This is a genomic window from Micromonospora sp. DT228 (assembly GCF_049841595.1).
Classification (GTDB): Bacteria; Actinomycetota; Actinomycetes; order Mycobacteriales; family Micromonosporaceae; genus Micromonospora.
This window is the reverse complement of the sequence record NZ_JBNCKO010000002.1, coordinates 14,478-28,886: the sequence shown is the minus strand read 5'-3', so window position 1 is coordinate 28,886 and position 14,409 is coordinate 14,478. Positions and strand designations below refer to the sequence as shown.

The 14,409-nt window shown below is 69.0% G+C and carries 15 protein-coding genes and 3 tRNA genes; 2 read left to right on the top strand and 16 right to left on the bottom strand.

The window, feature by feature from the left end; all coding sequences use genetic code 11:
* Positions 1–47: 47 nt before the first annotated feature.
* From nusG to ACLQ29_RS03300, 11 genes are all read right to left on the bottom strand, one after another.
* Positions 48–770: a transcription termination/antitermination protein NusG gene (gene nusG, locus ACLQ29_RS03350; protein ID WP_393370233.1), complete on the bottom strand. Its 723-nt coding sequence runs from the start codon at positions 768–770 to the stop codon at positions 48–50.
* A 39-nt stretch (positions 771–809) separates the two neighbouring features.
* Positions 810–1,202, bottom strand: coding sequence for a preprotein translocase subunit SecE (secE, locus tag ACLQ29_RS03345; RefSeq protein WP_393370230.1), 393 nt, complete (start codon positions 1,200–1,202; stop codon positions 810–812).
* A gap of 213 nt (positions 1,203–1,415) precedes the next feature.
* Positions 1,416–1,488 (bottom strand) — tRNA-Trp (locus ACLQ29_RS03340).
* Between the two features lie 129 nt (positions 1,489–1,617).
* Positions 1,618–2,010: a MaoC family dehydratase gene (locus tag ACLQ29_RS03335; protein WP_393370228.1), complete on the bottom strand. Its 393-nt coding sequence runs from the start codon at positions 2,008–2,010 to the stop codon at positions 1,618–1,620.
* A 1-nt stretch (position 2,011) separates the two neighbouring features.
* Positions 2,012–2,458: an FAS1-like dehydratase domain-containing protein gene (locus ACLQ29_RS03330; protein ID WP_425760391.1), complete on the bottom strand. Its 447-nt coding sequence runs from the start codon at positions 2,456–2,458 to the stop codon at positions 2,012–2,014.
* 125 nt (positions 2,459–2,583) lie between these two features.
* Entirely contained in the window at positions 2,584–2,751 is a 168-nt protein-coding gene (gene rpmG / locus ACLQ29_RS03325; protein WP_007073056.1) for a 50S ribosomal protein L33, read from the bottom strand.
* Between the two features lie 135 nt (positions 2,752–2,886).
* Positions 2,887–2,959 (bottom strand) — tRNA-Met (locus ACLQ29_RS03320).
* Positions 2,960–2,983: 24 nt separating this feature from the next.
* Positions 2,984–3,056, bottom strand: a tRNA-Thr gene (locus ACLQ29_RS03315).
* Between the two features lie 93 nt (positions 3,057–3,149).
* A complete protein-coding gene (locus ACLQ29_RS03310; protein WP_425770185.1) occupies positions 3,150–5,606 on the bottom strand; it encodes a putative bifunctional diguanylate cyclase/phosphodiesterase in 2,457 nt (818 codons plus the stop codon).
* Positions 5,607–6,264: 658 nt separating this feature from the next.
* Positions 6,265–7,458, bottom strand: coding sequence for an epoxide hydrolase family protein (locus ACLQ29_RS03305; RefSeq protein WP_425770184.1), 1,194 nt, complete (start codon positions 7,456–7,458; stop codon positions 6,265–6,267).
* 175 nt (positions 7,459–7,633) lie between these two features.
* A complete protein-coding gene (locus ACLQ29_RS03300) occupies positions 7,634–8,143 on the bottom strand; it encodes a S1 RNA-binding domain-containing protein (protein ID WP_425770183.1) in 510 nt (169 codons plus the stop codon).
* Between the two features lie 295 nt (positions 8,144–8,438).
* Between ACLQ29_RS03300 and ACLQ29_RS03295 the strand changes: the two genes are divergently transcribed.
* Together ACLQ29_RS03295 and ACLQ29_RS03290 are read left to right on the top strand one after the other, a co-directional pair.
* Complete coding sequence (locus tag ACLQ29_RS03295; protein WP_425770182.1) at positions 8,439–8,792, top strand: hypothetical protein; 354 nt, start codon at positions 8,439–8,441, stop codon at positions 8,790–8,792.
* Between the two features lie 990 nt (positions 8,793–9,782).
* Complete coding sequence (locus tag ACLQ29_RS03290; RefSeq protein WP_425770181.1) at positions 9,783–10,304, top strand: hypothetical protein; 522 nt, start codon at positions 9,783–9,785, stop codon at positions 10,302–10,304.
* Positions 10,305–10,315: 11 nt separating this feature from the next.
* Here the strand turns inward: ACLQ29_RS03290 and ACLQ29_RS03285 are convergent, their stop codons facing one another.
* Genes ACLQ29_RS03285 through ACLQ29_RS03265 form a run of 5 tightly spaced genes read right to left on the bottom strand, consistent with a single transcriptional unit; the run spans position 10,316 to position 14,409 of the window.
* Entirely contained in the window at positions 10,316–11,752 is a 1,437-nt protein-coding gene (locus ACLQ29_RS03285; protein ID WP_425770180.1) for a tyrosine-type recombinase/integrase, read from the bottom strand.
* Positions 11,749–11,934, bottom strand: a complete 186-nt coding sequence (locus ACLQ29_RS03280; protein ID WP_030329852.1) for a helix-turn-helix transcriptional regulator — start codon at positions 11,932–11,934, stop codon at positions 11,749–11,751. The genes ACLQ29_RS03285 and ACLQ29_RS03280 overlap by 4 nt, the downstream gene beginning before the upstream one ends.
* Positions 11,931–13,685, bottom strand: coding sequence for a replication initiator (locus ACLQ29_RS03275; RefSeq protein ID WP_425770179.1), 1,755 nt, complete (start codon positions 13,683–13,685; stop codon positions 11,931–11,933). The genes ACLQ29_RS03280 and ACLQ29_RS03275 overlap by 4 nt, the downstream gene beginning before the upstream one ends.
* Positions 13,682–14,224, bottom strand: coding sequence for a DUF2637 domain-containing protein (locus ACLQ29_RS03270; RefSeq protein ID WP_425770178.1), 543 nt, complete (start codon positions 14,222–14,224; stop codon positions 13,682–13,684). Before ACLQ29_RS03270 ends, ACLQ29_RS03275 begins: the two co-directional genes overlap by 4 nt.
* Entirely contained in the window at positions 14,221–14,409 is a 189-nt protein-coding gene (locus ACLQ29_RS03265) for a hypothetical protein (RefSeq protein ID WP_425770177.1), read from the bottom strand. The genes ACLQ29_RS03270 and ACLQ29_RS03265 overlap by 4 nt, the downstream gene beginning before the upstream one ends.

Sequence of the window (14,409 nt, the reverse complement as noted above, 5' to 3'; positions counted from 1 at the left end):
GCGTACGCCGACGTCGGCGGCGGGTCGGACCCGCCGCCGACGACCAATCAGATCTTGGCGACCTGGTTGAAGTTGAGCTCCACCGGCGTCTCGCGACCGAAGATCGACACCAGCACCTTGAGCTTCTGCTGGTCGGCGTTGATCTCGCTGATCGTGGCCGGCAGCGACGCGAACGCGCCGTCGGTGACGGTGACGGAGTCGCCCACCTCGAAGTCGAGGACCTTGATCTCCGGCTTCGACTTCTTCTGCTCGGTCTCGACGGCCGGCGCCAGCCACTTCAGCACCTCGTCGAGCGAGAGCGGGGCGGGCCGGTCGGCCCGGTCGGTCGCGCCGACGAAGCCGGTCACACCCGGAGTGTTCCGAACACACGAGTAGGACTCGGCGGTCAGCTCCATCCGAACCAGGATGTAGCCCGGGAAGACCTTGGCCTGGATCTGCGAACGCTTACCGTTCTTGACCTCGACCTCTTCCCGGGTCGGCACCTCGACCTGGTAGATGAAGTCCTCCATGTCGAGGCTCGTGATCCGGGTCTCGAGGTTGGTCTTGACCTTGTTCTCGTAACCGGCGTACGAGTGCACGACGTACCAGTCACCCGGCGCGTAGCGCAGCTTCTGCCTCAACTCGGCGACCGGGTCGAACTCCTCGTCCGGCTCGGGCTCAGTCATGGGGAACTCCGGCTCGCTGGCGGCCTCAATCGACTCGTCACCAGCCGCCGTCGCGACCGTCGACTGCTCGTCCACGGGTCCGGCGGTCTCGTCGTACTCAGGCACGCTCGCTCACTTCCATCACTATCGGCTGGAGGCAGCCGGTCAGTCCGAGTTGCCGAAGACAAACAGCACGACCTTGGCGAAGCCGTAGTCCAGCAGGCCGACGATCGTCAGCATCACCGCGACGAACGTCACCACCACAGCCGTGTACGTCAGCAACTCCTTGCGGGTCGGCCAGATGACCTTACGCAGTTCGGCTACGACCTCGCGGAAGAACCGGGCGATGCGGCCGAACACGCCCACCCGACCCGTTTCCGACCGGGTGGTCGGCCGGCTGTCCGCCGACTCTGCCCGGGCACGGGACCGCGTGGCGGTGCCTCCCCGGGAAACCGGCTCGTCCGCGCTGGAGGCGTCGTCGTCGGCTACGTCGTCGACGACCTCGTCGTCCAGACGATCGTCGCCGGCGTCCTCGCCGTGCCGCTTGTTGTCGGCCACTTCGCCCTCCGTCGCGGAATCTCGGGTCGCACGCCGAGTGGCGTACGCGGCGCTGGTCACGCCGGCCGGGCCTAACCGTCCCGCGACGGGCCGCGGCCGGTGGATCATCCGGAGGGCCCGATTGCCTCGGAACCACCCCGCCGATGCCACCACCACGGGCCGGACGCCGCCAAGCTGGCGGCGCGACCCACGGGAACGGTCAGGCCTGAGGCGCAGGGGTGACAGGACTTGAACCTGCAGCCTGCGGTTTTGGAGACCGCTGCTCTGCCAATTGAGCTACACCCCTGTGCGGCAACACTCGCCCCACCCGGTCACAGACGACCGAACAGGGGTCACTTGCCCCACGGCGGACCAGTGTACGGGTAGCCGCCCGACTTTCCCAACCGGTCTCTCCGCCTCGCGTGGCGGGCCTGCTTCAGCGCGTCGTCCGGATGGTCGCGCGGGCCTGTGAGAGCACCTTCTCGCCCCCACAGGTCGCCGTCACGTCGAGGCGGGTGAGCCCGTCCTCGGTCACCTCACGGACCCGCGCGGTGACCTCGATCTCGGCCCCCAGGTCATCGTCCGGGACGACCACCGGCCGGGTGAAACGCACGCCGTACTCGACCACCGCGTCCGGCGACCCGGCCCACTCGGTGATCGCCCGACCGACAAGCGCCATCGTGAACATGCCGTGGGCGATCACCCCGGGCAGACCCACGTTCGTGGCGAACCTGTCGCTCCAGTGGATCGGGTTGAAATCACCCGAGGCGCCGGCGTAGCGGACCAGGTCCGCGCGGGTCACCTGGAACGTCTTGGCGGACAACTCCATCTCAGGCCTCCCCGCGTACGACGATCTTCGACCAGACGGCCACGACCGGTTCCCCGGCGACGGTGTGCACGTCGGTGCGCGTGGTCAGGAAGCCGTGCCCACCCCTGGTGCTGACGTCCTCGATGGTGTTGACGCAGACCAGCTCGTCGCCGGCGACCACCGGTCGGGTGTACGCGAACCGCTGGTCACCGTGCACCACACGGCTGTAGTCCATACCCAGGGCCGGGTCCTCGATGATCTGTCGGCTCGCGGCCATCGTGACGATCACCGGGAAGGTCGGCGGAGCCACCACGTCGGGGTGACCGAGCGCCTGCGCGGCCTCCCGGTCGTGGTGGGCCGGGTCGGTGGCGCCGATGGCGGTGGCGAACTCGCGGATCTTTTCTCGGCCCACCTGGTAGGGGGCGGTCGGCGGATAGGTCCGGCCGACGAAGGAAGGGTCCAGGGACATGCCGCGAACCTACACGGAAAGCACAATCGCCGACCTGGCCGGCAGGCTGCGGCGGAGCCGCACCACACCGGTCAGATCGGCGGTTGGAAAGCTTGGACACCGGCCGGCACGAGGCCGGCCCGGGGTCAGCGGGTCTCGCGGTGGACCGTGTGCCGACCGTCGCGCGGGCAGAACTTCTTCAGCTCGATGCGGTCGGGGTCGTTGCGCCGGTTCTTGCGCGTGATGTAGTTGCGCTCCTTGCACTCCACACACGCCAAAGTGATCTTCGGCCGGACATCGGTAGCCTTCGCCACGGCGGAGTGCCTTCCTCGCTAACGGAAACAACTACGACGCGCCAGCCTAGACGCTGACAGCGCGGACATGCAAAGTGGGCGCCGGAAGCGCCCATTTTTCTTACGACCACCGGCAACGAGCCCGGAAGACGAGAGTAGCGGTGGCCGGACTTGAACCGGCGACACAGCGATTATGAGCCGCTTGCTCTACCATCTGAGCTACACCGCTGCGATGGGTCCAGCTGAACCCTCGAGCCCCCTTACGGAATCGAACCGTAGACCTTCTCCTTACCATGGAGACGCTCTGCCGACTGAGCTAAGGGGGCCTGCGCGAACTCCCCGTGGGGCGCGCAGAAGTAAGAGTACACGGCCCGGCTCGACAGGTGAAATCGGATCCCCGGTGATCGTCTACGCCCTGGTCAGGGCACGACGCGAAGGCGCGGCAGCTCCCCGTTGGAGATCGATTCCGGCTCGACCTGGGCACCGAACCAGGCGGCCAGCCGCTCGTACGGCAGCGGCCGGCTGAACAGGAAGCCCTGCCCGATCTCGCAGCCGATGTCCTGCAGAAGCTCCAGCGTCAGCTCAGACTCCACGCCCTCGGCGACCACCGCCAGGCCGAACTGCTGGGAGAGGGTCACCACGGCGTTGACGATGGCCAGGTCCCCCGGGTCGGTCGCCATGCCCTGCACGAAGGAGCGGTCCACCTTCACCTCGTGCACCGGCAGCCGGCGCAGGTGCGCCAGCGACGAGTCGCCCGTGCCGAAGTCGTCCACCGACAGCCGGACACCCAGGTCACGCAGCCGCCGCAGGGTCGGGATGGGCCGGTCGGTGCCGTCCAGCACCCCCGCCTCGGTGATCTCCAGGGTCAGCCGCTGCGCTGGCACCCCGTACTCGGTCAGCAGCTCCTGGACCCGGTCCGGGAAGTGCTGGTCGGTGAGCGTACGGGCCGCGATGTTCACCGCGATCGGCAGCGGCTGGTCGGCCAGCGCCCAGTCCCGGCTGCGGCGCAGCCCCTCGCGCAGCACCACCTCGGTGAGCCGGCTCAACTGGCCGGTGTGCTCGGCCACCGCCACGAAGTCCTCGGGAGCGACAGTGCCATGCGTCGGGTCCTCCCACCGGGCCAGGCACTCGACACCGACCAGACGCCGATCCCGCAGCGTCACCTTGGGCTGGAAGTAGACCTCCAGCTCGTCCTGGTCCAGTGCGCGGCGCAGGTCGCCCGCCAGACCCAGCCGGCGCAACGATCGGGACTCCAGCGCGGGGTTGAACAGCTGCACGCTGCCCGGCACCGACTTGGCCGCCGTGGCGGCCAGGTCGACCCTGAGCAGCAGGGTCGACGCGTCGCTGCCGTGCTCGGGGTGCACGGCCACCCCGACGGCGGTGTTCACGTCGAGGGTGAGCGCGTCGAAGACCATCTCGTCACGGATCTGGTCACGTAGCTGGGCGGCCAGCTCGAGCGCCGCCTCCGCGCTCTCCAACCGCAGGGTCACCAGGAACTCGTCCCCGCCGGCCCGGCCCACCAGTGCCGACGACGGCGCGCTGGCCCGCAACCGGCTGGCGACCTCGGCGAGGACCTTGTCCCCGGCCGCGTGCCCGAGGGACTCGTTGACCTGGCGCAGCCCGTCCACGTCGAAGAGCAGCAGTGCCACCACCTCGCCGGGGGCAGCGATCGTGAAGGACTCCGCGAGCGCGCCGGTGATCCGCCGGCGGTTGGGCAGCCGGGTCAACGCGTCGTGGTAGGCGTCGTGCCGAAGCCTGTCCACCAGCCGCGAATTTTCCAGGGCGACGGCGGCATGCGCCGCCACGGTCTCGAAGATGGGGATGTCAGCCGGAGCGAAGTGGCCCACGTCGCTGAGCCGGTTGACCACCTCCAGCGTGCCGATCACCGCCTGCCCGGAACGCAGCGGCACCGCGATGACGTCCTTGACCTTGGAGTCGGCGAGCGCGGACCGCAGCATCGGGTCGCCGCCGAAGGCCCGACCGAGAGCGACCGTCCGACCCGAATCACGCGTCTTCTCCCGAAACACCGGCGGCGTCGGGGCGACGTCGAGCAGACCCCGGTCGTCGAGGCGCGCGCTCAGCAGGACTTCGGGGTGCCGGCCCTGCGCCGGAAGCCACAGCGTGGCGTACTCCGCCTGCATGAGAGACCGGACCCGGCCGAGCAGCACGTCCGTCAGGTTGCCGGCCTGACCCGCCTCGCTCATCGCCCGGGTCAGCTCATACAGGTCGCCCAGGGTGCGGTGCTGCCGGATGAACTGCGAGTATGAGCGGTAGAGCACGAAGCCGGCCGCCCCGAGGGCCAGCAGAAGCAGACTCGACCAGAACGTCGTCGCCAGTGCGATGAGGATGATCAGCCCGATCGCCACGTTCAGCACCATGGTCAGCAGGACCTGGACGGCCGTACGCACCGTCTCCCGGGTGCCCTGCCAGCCCTGCAGGAGCGTGATCACGCCGACCACGGCAACCAGGCTGATGAGCGTGTTGGCCGTGACGGCGGCGAAGAGCACGCCCCAGGTCGCGGGGCCCACTCGCTCGTGATGCGGCACAGCGGCCAGCACCAGGCCGGCCACCGAGCTGCCGGCCGCCGCCCGGGCGACGTTGAACCAGAACTTCGGCGGGGCGTAGCCTCGCTGCATCTGGGTGAAGAGCTCGGCTGCCGTGGCGACCACGACCACGAGGAGCGGCGACAACCAGTACGCCACGAGCACCAGCGGGATCTCGCTGAGCGTCACCACGACCGCCTGGCGGCGGGCCACCATGCTGAGCGTTGGTATCCCGGCAGCGACCATCACCACCAGCAGCGCCACAGCAATCGGCCAGTCCGCCAGGTGGCTCGGCACCGACAGGGCGATGACCAGACATCCCACCAACGCCATCCCGGCGAGTGGAGCTGTGATCAGCCAGGCGTGTTCGGTCGTACGACGTCGGACAGCCCTAGGTGACACCGCACCGCCCTGTCATCGCTCACGTCATCGCCGCACCGGAGTCACCGGAGGACGGCGGACTGCGCTCCACTCGGAACCGAAACGCTGTGGCCAGTGGGTGCGCCCCATTCGACAGAGGTGGACTGGAAGGCGCCGCCAAATTGGGCACCTAGGAGGCCAACGGCCAGCGCGGCGAGGGTAAGGGACGCCATACGCAGCCGGCCAAAGTTTCGACCAGACATTGGGAACTCCTGTCGGCAGGGGGGCAGTGCGGGGATGGAGATTCCACGATGGTGCCACAGCGACGTCCGCCAGGAAAGTTCCCGACCCGCGATCAGGCCGACCGACCTGCGAGCTGACCCGCTCGGCCGGGCAGGCACAACGTCCGGCCAGACCATCTGCTGTTCGACCCACGGTGGCACGGCCAAGAAACGACCTAGCAGGGGAAAGCGCACCTACTAGACGTAACAGTTGAATTGAACTGTCGCCCCTCTGTCCCGGATACGCACACTACTCGCCGCTACGTCGCGGCAACAGGGCACTGTCAGCTATCTGGTGACCGCGCCCGGCGCCCCGATCGCCCGGACGCCGATCCACTCCGGGGACGGGCTCAGGACCTGCGCAGCGGCCGGAACGCGGCCCGCAGCTCCGCGGCGAACGTCTCCGGCTCCTCCCACGCGGCGAAGTGGCCGCCGCGGTCGGCCTCGTTGAAGTACGCGAGGTCCGGGTAGACCGTCTCCACCCAGCTACGCGGGGCAGCCCAGATCTCGCCGGGGAACGTGGTGAAGCTGACCGGAACCGAAACCGGCGGCGGGGCCTGGCCGGCCGCGGCGGCCGCCGCCAGGAACCGTCCGAATTCCCAGTACCACCGCGCGGACGAGGCGCCGGTGCCGGTCAGCCAGTACAGCGTGACGTTGTCGACGATCGTGTCCCGGGTGAGACCCCCCGCGGGATCGCCATCGACGATCGCCCGGGAGATCTTGTAGTAGCTGTCGGTGTCATGGTCGAACATCCAGGCTGCCAGCCCGATGGGTGAGTCCAGCAGGGAGTAGCCGATCGTCTGCGGCCGGGTGGTCTGCTCGAGGAAGTAACCGAACCCGTCCATCGTGAAGAGGTTGAGCGCGTCGTGCGCGGCACGTTCCTGCGCGGACTCCGCCGGCAGTTGGTCCTTGATGCCGGTCGCACCGGCCAGCAGGTTGACGTGGATGCCGAGCAGCCCCGCGGGCGCCTGACGGCCCATGGCGTCCGTGACGGCGGCACCCACATCGCCGCCCTGGGCGACGTAGCGCTGGTAACCGAGGCGACTCATCAGCTCCGCCCACGCCCGCGCGATGCGGCCGTTCTCCCAGCCCAGCTCGGCCGGTTCGCCCGAGAAGCCGTAACCCGGCAGCGACGGCAGGACCAGGTGGAAGGCGTCCTCGGCCCGACCGCCGTGCGCGGTCGGATCGGTGAGCGGGCCGATGACCCCGAGCAGCTCCACGACCGAGCCCGGCCAGCCGTGCGTCATGATCAGCGGCAGGGCGTCCTCGTGCTGCGATCGCACGTGGATGAAGTGGATCTCGACGCCGTCGATATAGGTGGTGTACTGCGGCAGGGCGTTCAGCTTCGTCTCGCACGCGCGCCAGTCGTAATCCGTCGCCCAGTAGCGGGCCAACTCCTGGACCGTCGCCAACTGCACGCCCTGGGAGCGATCGGAGGCCAGCTCCCGGGTTGGCCAGCGGGTGGCCGTGATCCGGCGGCGCAGGTCCGCGATCGCCTCCTCTGGCGTGTCGAGCCGGAAGGGACGGATCTCGTTGTCGGACATGCTCTCCACCTGCCGGGCTGGGCGACCGGTGCCGGCGCTCCGGCGGAGCTGGCACGCGCCCAGTCTCGCAGCGGCCCGTCAGCCAATGGACCAAAATGACAATTCAGGCTCTTCGGACAGACGTCCCTGGTCCTCGTAACCTTTCTGATCGTCTCCCACCCGGAACCTCGACGCTTCATGACGGTTCGCGCCTGCTCGGCAGGAGCCGGACCCGGCGACGGACAAGGTTGATGTCGACCACCTCCACCGACAACCGCTCGCCGAGTTGAGGAGCGTGGTCGAGCGCGGACTTGTGGACCAACCCATGGACGCCGTCTCCCACGGCCACGAGGACACCGAACGGCACGATCTGTGTCACCTCACCAACCAGGACAGCGCCGAGACCTGTCCGGGCGAACTCGGCCATGGGGTCGGGCTGCAACGCCTTCAGTGACAGCGACACCCGCTCGCGGTCGAGGTCGACGTCCAGCACCATGACGGCGAGCCGATCCCCCAGGTCCACGACATCGGTCGGGTGATCGAAGTGCCTCCAGGACAGCTCCGGGCAGTTCACCATGCCGGTGACACCGTCAAGCTCCACGAACACCCCGAAGTTCTCGATCTGGACCACCACGCCTGCGGCGACCTGGCCACGCTCAAGCGTTCCCAAGCTCAGTCGCGCGCCGTCGTCGTCTCCCGGCCCCATAGGTCCACCCTAATCAACAGAAGGTGTCGCCGATCTTGTCGTTCCTGGTGTCGTTCCCGCCGTCGATGCAGTTGGTGTGGACCCGGACTAGGACGGCGAGGCCGTGGTCCAGGCGCCGGGTGGCGCAGGTCGGACGAGCGGTTAAGCAGCCTGTCATTCGGTCAACGCCTTCTCGCGGACGAACCTCCAACAGTGGTCACCGACCTACCCCCACCACGGGTCGAATGCGGTGGTTCCGGGTGCTGGTCCGCCGGTACTGTCCGGGCTCACCAGGAATCCGAGCGGCGAGGTCGACATGAACAGCGATGACGGTACGACGGTGCTGTGGCGCCCAACCGGACCGAAAGAGCTGGATCTCGTCCGCGAGTCCGGATGGCGGGCATGGCCGGCGCGCCTGCCGGATCAGCCGATCTTCTACCCGGTCCTCAACGAGGACTACGCGGTGATGATCGCCCGAGACTGGAACGTGCCCGCGTCCGGCGTCGGCTACGTGACCCGCTTCCGGGTCGAGTCGGAGTTCCTGAGTCGGTACCCGGTCCGCCAAGCAGGCGGAAAGACCATTCTGGAGCTGTGGGTGCCGGCCGAGGAGCTGGACGACTTCAACGCGCACATCGTTGGCCTGATCGAGGTCGTGCACGAGTTCCGGTAGCCGCCGGCCGACGGCGAGGGCGGCCGTCACCGGATGATCCCGACGGCCTGGGTCGGTTTGGCTGCACGACGCCGACCGGAGGCAGCACGGCGACTGACGCCGGCGGCATCACCGGAGCCGACGGCGCGGGTGCTCGTCGTACCAATTGCCCTGCGGCTGATCGCGCTCCGACGCCGGCAGGGTGGCGGGATCGCTGGACAAGACGACCTCACCAGGGCTAAGCCGTGCCGGGGACGACGAAGGCCCCTGACTTGCGTTTCCGCAGTTCAGAGGCCTCGTCGTTGCCTGGTGGCGGGTAGAGGATTCGAACCTCTGAAGCTTTCGCGACGGATTTACAGGGCGTCAGCGATCTTGTACCAGTCAGCCGCGCTGAGCTGCCGCTTCTCTGATCCTGGCGGGTGCCGGTTGGCTGACTGCCCACCATCTGCCCACGCCCGCCAGCCGGAGGTAGCCCAACAGGCCACCTCAACGCCGAGCCAGCTTCACGTGATCCTTGTCCGGACCGTCAGGACAAGCTGGATTTTTTTTAGAAGCTCGCCCGACCCGGCCGACGCTGCTGCCTGTGCGCCCAGTGCACCGAGCGCCCCAGCCAAGCCAAGCATCCAAACCTGTGAGGGATCGGGTGCACTTCCTGGCGCAGCGAGCACCATGCACACCGAGGACCCGCCAGCCAGGAGGGCGGCCAGCCCCCCGATGGTCAACCTTCGAGAAACGCGCACGTCCCGACTCTGCCATAGCCCGTCCACCCAGCCGGGTCATCCAAGCGCGTCGCCGATCTTGTCGTTCATGGCGTCGTCTCCCCCGTCGATGCAGTTGGCGTAGACGCGGAGCAGGACGGCGACGCCGTGGCCCAGGCGCCGGGCTACCTCGGTCGACGGGACACCGGCATCCAGACAGAGCGAGGCCGCCGCGTGCCGCAGGTTGCACGGCCGGCAGACGAGCCGCGGATAAGCCAGCGACAGCGGGGGCGCGCTGCCGGATCATGTAGCGATGCTCGGTCAGGATGCCCTCGCCCGCCTCCAGGACGCCGCTGTCTTCTGGAGCGTCGGTTCTGGCACCGCAGCCCAGGTGATCGACGCCGCCTGTGACTGCCTCATCGCGGGCATAGACAGCCCGACTCTCCGGATCCTCGCCGGCATCTCGCCGGTGAAGGGCGAGGAGAATGACGAGCTGCGGCGTTGGCTCGAAGGCGCGCTGTCGGACCTCTCTCTGACTTACTACGGTGAGGGAAGCCGAGAGAGCGAGGAGGAAGCCCTCCGACTCATGGCCCGGCGACTGCTCGTACAGGCCGTCACGCCTCGTGATCTCACCTCTTGGGCATACCGATTCATCTCCCACGACGGGACTCCCCTGGCCGCCGAGCTGATCGCCTTGGACAACGCCTACGAGCTCGTAGACGCCGTTCACGACTGGCAACCGCACACCAGCACCGAGACCAGGGATATTGACGCGGCCGTCGTCGCCGAAGCTGGGCGCCTTCTCGGCGACGCGACGACCGCCGAGAAGGACTGAAGCGCAGGCTCTCATCCGAGGGCGTCGCTGATCTTGTCGTTCATCGTGTCGTCGCCGCCGTCGATGCAGTTGGCGTAGACCCGGAGCAGGACGGCGACGCCGTGGCCCAGGCGCCGGGCGACCTCGGTCGGTGGGACGCCGGCATTGAGCCAGAGCGAGGCCGCCGCGTGCCGCAGGTCGTACGGCCGGCGGACGAGCGGCGAGGCGACCTGCGAATCGGTCAGCGCCTTCTCCCGGGCGAGCTTCCACCACCGGTCGTAGACCGACTCGGAGAGCGGCCCACCGTGCAGGCCGCGGAAGAACCGGCCGTCCGGGCCGACCCCGTGATTCTCGACGTGCGCGCACAGCAGCTCGACGAGCCGGGGCGGGATCGGGACCGTACGAGTCTCAGCCCTCCCCCGGTGCTTGAGTCCACGCCGCTCGTGGGAGCCGCCGTCATCGGTCCAGTGCGACCCGGCGCGCGGCGAGGTGCCGGCGAGCACCAGGCGGCCCCAGCGATATTCGGTCTTCTCGTGGCCGCAGGACCGGGAAGGCTTGACGGCCGCCAGGTCGTCGAAGTCGGCCCCGCAGTCGGCGCACCGGCCGGCAAGGTCGCAGTCCTCCCGCCGTAGGTCCGCGGCTTCCGAGGGACGCATCCCCGCGTAGTAGAGGCAACCGAAGAACGCGGTGACCTTGTCGGCGCGTTTGCCGAAAGATTTGACCGCCTCCAGCAGCGTGGCGACCTGGGCCGGGTTCGCCACCACCCGCCGGTCGATGGACTGGGCAACCTCGGGGGCGGTCCACTGGACCCGGTCGACCGGGTTGGAGGCGATCAGCTCCAGCTCGACGGCGTACCCGAGCACGTTGTAGAAGGTGGCCCGCTTCCGCTGGACGGTGGAGGCAGCCGCGGGCTTGCCGTCGAGGCGTACGCAGAGGCTGTCCAGGACGCGGCGGACCATCGCGGGTGAGTCCAGCTCAACGACCGGCAGGGACGCGGTTTCCAGCCAGGTGAGCGCCGCCGCGTGGTCGGGCGGGATCTCGTCGGACCAGCGGCGGGGGTTGAGCCCGTAGAGGTACAGCGCCTCACGGAGCAGCGCGTCAGTGGGTCGACCGCGCTTTGCCGGCCGGGTCAGGGTCACCGTGATCGAGGTCAGCGCTTCGACGATCGAGCGCCGGGTCTTGGCCGCCGCCCGAGGCCACTTCATCTCGACGTACGCGCGGCTGTGCGCGTACCAGGTGGTGGGGTTCTTGGTTCTGGCCTCGGAGACCGGGCGGCCGGTGGCCGGGTCGAACGGCTCCCCCGCGTTGGCCGCCTGGACCAGCTCGGCGCGGAACGAGTGCGCCAGGGCCTTGGTACGGAACATGTCCTCGAAGCGTTCGCCGCTCACCGCCCAGCGGACCCGCCACGGCCGCGCCTTGCGATCAGCGCGCTTACCGATCTCCCAGATCTGGACCTCGTAGCTCTTCATGCGGCGTCCTGCTCCAGGTCGCCGAGCCACCGACCGAGCGCCGACCTACGGACCCGCAGCTGCCCGTTCGGGAGCTTGATCACCCGCGGTCCCTTGCCGGTCTGCCGCCAGTAGAACCAGGTCGAGCGCGGTACGCGCAGTTCGGCGAGCACTTCCGGCACGGTCAACAACTCCTCGTTCACTGCGTTTCCTCCCCGTCGTGCTGTGCGCTGTGCTGAGTTGCCGAAAGATCTGAGGGCCCCTGCGCGGCCCGGTCCTTGGCGGCGAGCAGTTCGGAGCGCCAGCGGGCGCGTTCGCTGATCGACCGCATGAGTCGGTGGGTCATCGGGCCGACGTCCGGGTCATCGGGTCGGGCCAACTCCCAGGCGTGCCGGACTCGTTCGGTGGTGGCGTCCTGCTCGTCGATGAGCCGGGTGCCGTCGGTGGTGACGCCGAGCAGTGCCCTGACCCAGGCCCGCGCGTCGTGCTTGTGGTCGGCGAGGGTCTTGCCGGACCAGTCGCGGGAGATGAGGATGCGCCGGCCGCCGATGCCGAGGGTGTCGCGCTGGTGGACCTTGCCCTTGCAGCGGCCGGGCTTGAGCTTGGCGTGTGCCTTCTTGGGCTGGACGCCGTAGAGCAGCCAGTTGGCGCACCGGTCGGTGCACGGGGTCAGCTGGAGTTGCTGCCAGAGCCGGTCGAGGTGCTTGCGTTGCCGGTCGGTGGTCGCCTTGTGGCAGTCGCCGGTGTGCTTGGTGATGTATTTCGTGACGTACCGGATGGTCCGTTCGGCGTCCTCGGTGCCGGGCATGACGCCGCGGGCGTCGACCTGGGTGCCGAAGCGGACGACGTGCACCGGCTCGGCATCCGGGTCGTCGTCGATGATGTCGAGGGCTTCCGTCCAGGTGGTCAGCGGCTCGCGGGTGTCTGGGTCTACCCATGTCGCCGCCTGCTCGTCCCAGATCGGGAGCCGGTCGAGGGTGTAGCGCTGGACGTCGACCGAGGGCCACCACACCTGGTGATAGGTCGCCGCCGTCACGGTGCGGAGCACGTCCCGAGGGATGGTGCCCCGGATGGCGAAGTGGGCGTGCGGGGCGAGACGGCGTTGCGGCTCGACGCAGCCGGCGTACTGAACGTTCCAGCCCTCGCACCGCCGAAGGTTCTGCCAGAACCGGTCGAGAAGCCGAGGGAAGTGCACAGCGTCCCAGGCAGCCCGGCGGTAGTCGTACCTGGCCGGATTGACGGGGGTGCCATCGGGGCGGACCGGGCCGTACGAGTCGAGGGTGAGCGTGAGCCACATCGACGGTTGGTAGGTGGAGCCGTCCGGGGCGGTGTAGGTCTTGCCAACGGTCCGGCGCTCGACCTTGCGCCGGGGCAGTTCGGGGGCGTCGTGGCGCCGTTTGGTGGAGCGCTTGCGTCGCTGGCCCGGTTCGTCGTCCTGGTCCTCGTCGCCGCTGGCGTGGGGTGGTCCGACGCGCCCGCGCAGGCCCTCGGCGGCGATGGCTTCCTCTACCTCGCGGATTGCCTCGTCGAGGTCGGTCACCTGGTCCCACTGGGCGGCGCGTACGGCCTCGTCGCGGGAGAACTCCAGGTGTGCGCGGAACAGGATCAGGGACTTCTGCGCCTCTGTAGCGGGTTCCGGGCCGGGTAGCGGCTCGTCGTCGCGGTGCCAGCCCTCGCGGATCTGGGCCTGCCGTAGCCGGCGGTTCTTCTTGGCGCACGGCGGGCACTTGTCCTCGCGGGTCGCGCCGCAGGGCAGGTCGATGACTTCGGTCAGGCCGGTGTCGAGGTCGGTGCGGCGCATGGCGAGCGGGCGGACGCAGACGCCGTACTCGATGGCGATGTCCTTGAGGACGTCGATCGAGCGGGGCAGCGCCATGCGGGCCGCCCGCGACCCCGGCCGAGGAGCAACCGGGGTCGGGGCGGGTTCGAGACCGGGCAGGGTTGGAGCCGTCATCGGATGATCCCGACGACCTGGGGCCGGTTGTGCTGGACGACACCGATCGGAGGCAGCACCGCAGCTGATGCCGGCGGCATCACCGGAGCCGGCGGCGCGGGTTCGACCGGCTGCGGCTCGTCGTACCAATCGCCCTGCGGCTGATCGGGCTCCGACGCCGGCGGAGTGGCGGGTTCACTGGATAGGACGACCTTCACCAGGGCAAGGAAGGCCAGCGACGGCACCGCCGCGACGATCCAGCCCCAGACGGACGGTTCCGCTTCGGCCACCTGGGCGGCGAGGGAGAGCAGCGCGAACGCGATCAGGAGGACGCCGACCAGGCCGACGGGTCGACCGACGCGGCGGCGGGCGCGGATTTCCAGGCCGAGGTAGATGGCCATCAGCTCGACGGCTACGGCGTTGGCCCAGCCGATCCAGTCGGGCTGGCCGTGGGCAACGGTGAGGTCGTGGACGTGGGTGAAGGCGGCGGCGCCGGCCATGGTGCCGATGGCGAGCAGGATCAGCACCCGGACGCCGGACTCGGCGCGTTCGCGGATCATCGGCCGCTGCCGTTGTCGCGGATGGTCAGGGTGATGCAGATCTGTTGGCCGTTGAGGTCGCGGCGGCGGTTGACCATGTGCGCCAGGCCGTGCAGGGCACCGGCGAGCCGGTCCGGGGAACCGTCGAGTTCGATGTGCAGAGGCTTGAGGCGGTGGGTGCCGAGGAAGAAGCTCTTGAGGGACAT

Coding starts and splice junctions, on each gene's coding strand:
- ACLQ29_RS03275 (WP_425770179.1), bottom strand. CDS start 13,685: ATGACGGCTCCAACCCTGCCCGGTCTCGAACCCGCCCCGACCCCGGTT.
- ACLQ29_RS03290 (WP_425770181.1), top strand. CDS start 9,783: ATGCTCGGTCAGGATGCCCTCGCCCGCCTCCAGGACGCCGCTGTCTTC.
- ACLQ29_RS03285 (WP_425770180.1), bottom strand. CDS start 11,752: ATGAAGAGCTACGAGGTCCAGATCTGGGAGATCGGTAAGCGCGCTGAT.
- ACLQ29_RS03300 (WP_425770183.1), bottom strand. CDS start 8,143: ATGGGGCCGGGAGACGACGACGGCGCGCGACTGAGCTTGGGAACGCTT.
- ACLQ29_RS03330 (WP_425760391.1), bottom strand. CDS start 2,458: ATGTCCCTGGACCCTTCCTTCGTCGGCCGGACCTATCCGCCGACCGCC.
- ACLQ29_RS03295 (WP_425770182.1), top strand. CDS start 8,439: ATGAACAGCGATGACGGTACGACGGTGCTGTGGCGCCCAACCGGACCG.
- ACLQ29_RS03305 (WP_425770184.1), bottom strand. CDS start 7,458: ATGTCCGACAACGAGATCCGTCCCTTCCGGCTCGACACGCCAGAGGAG.
- ACLQ29_RS03335 (WP_393370228.1), bottom strand. CDS start 2,010: ATGGAGTTGTCCGCCAAGACGTTCCAGGTGACCCGCGCGGACCTGGTC.
- ACLQ29_RS03265 (WP_425770177.1), bottom strand. CDS start 14,409: ATGTCCCTCAAGAGCTTCTTCCTCGGCACCCACCGCCTCAAGCCTCTG.
- ACLQ29_RS03310 (WP_425770185.1), bottom strand. CDS start 5,606: ATGGCGTTGGTGGGATGTCTGGTCATCGCCCTGTCGGTGCCGAGCCAC.
- ACLQ29_RS03270 (WP_425770178.1), bottom strand. CDS start 14,224: ATGATCCGCGAACGCGCCGAGTCCGGCGTCCGGGTGCTGATCCTGCTC.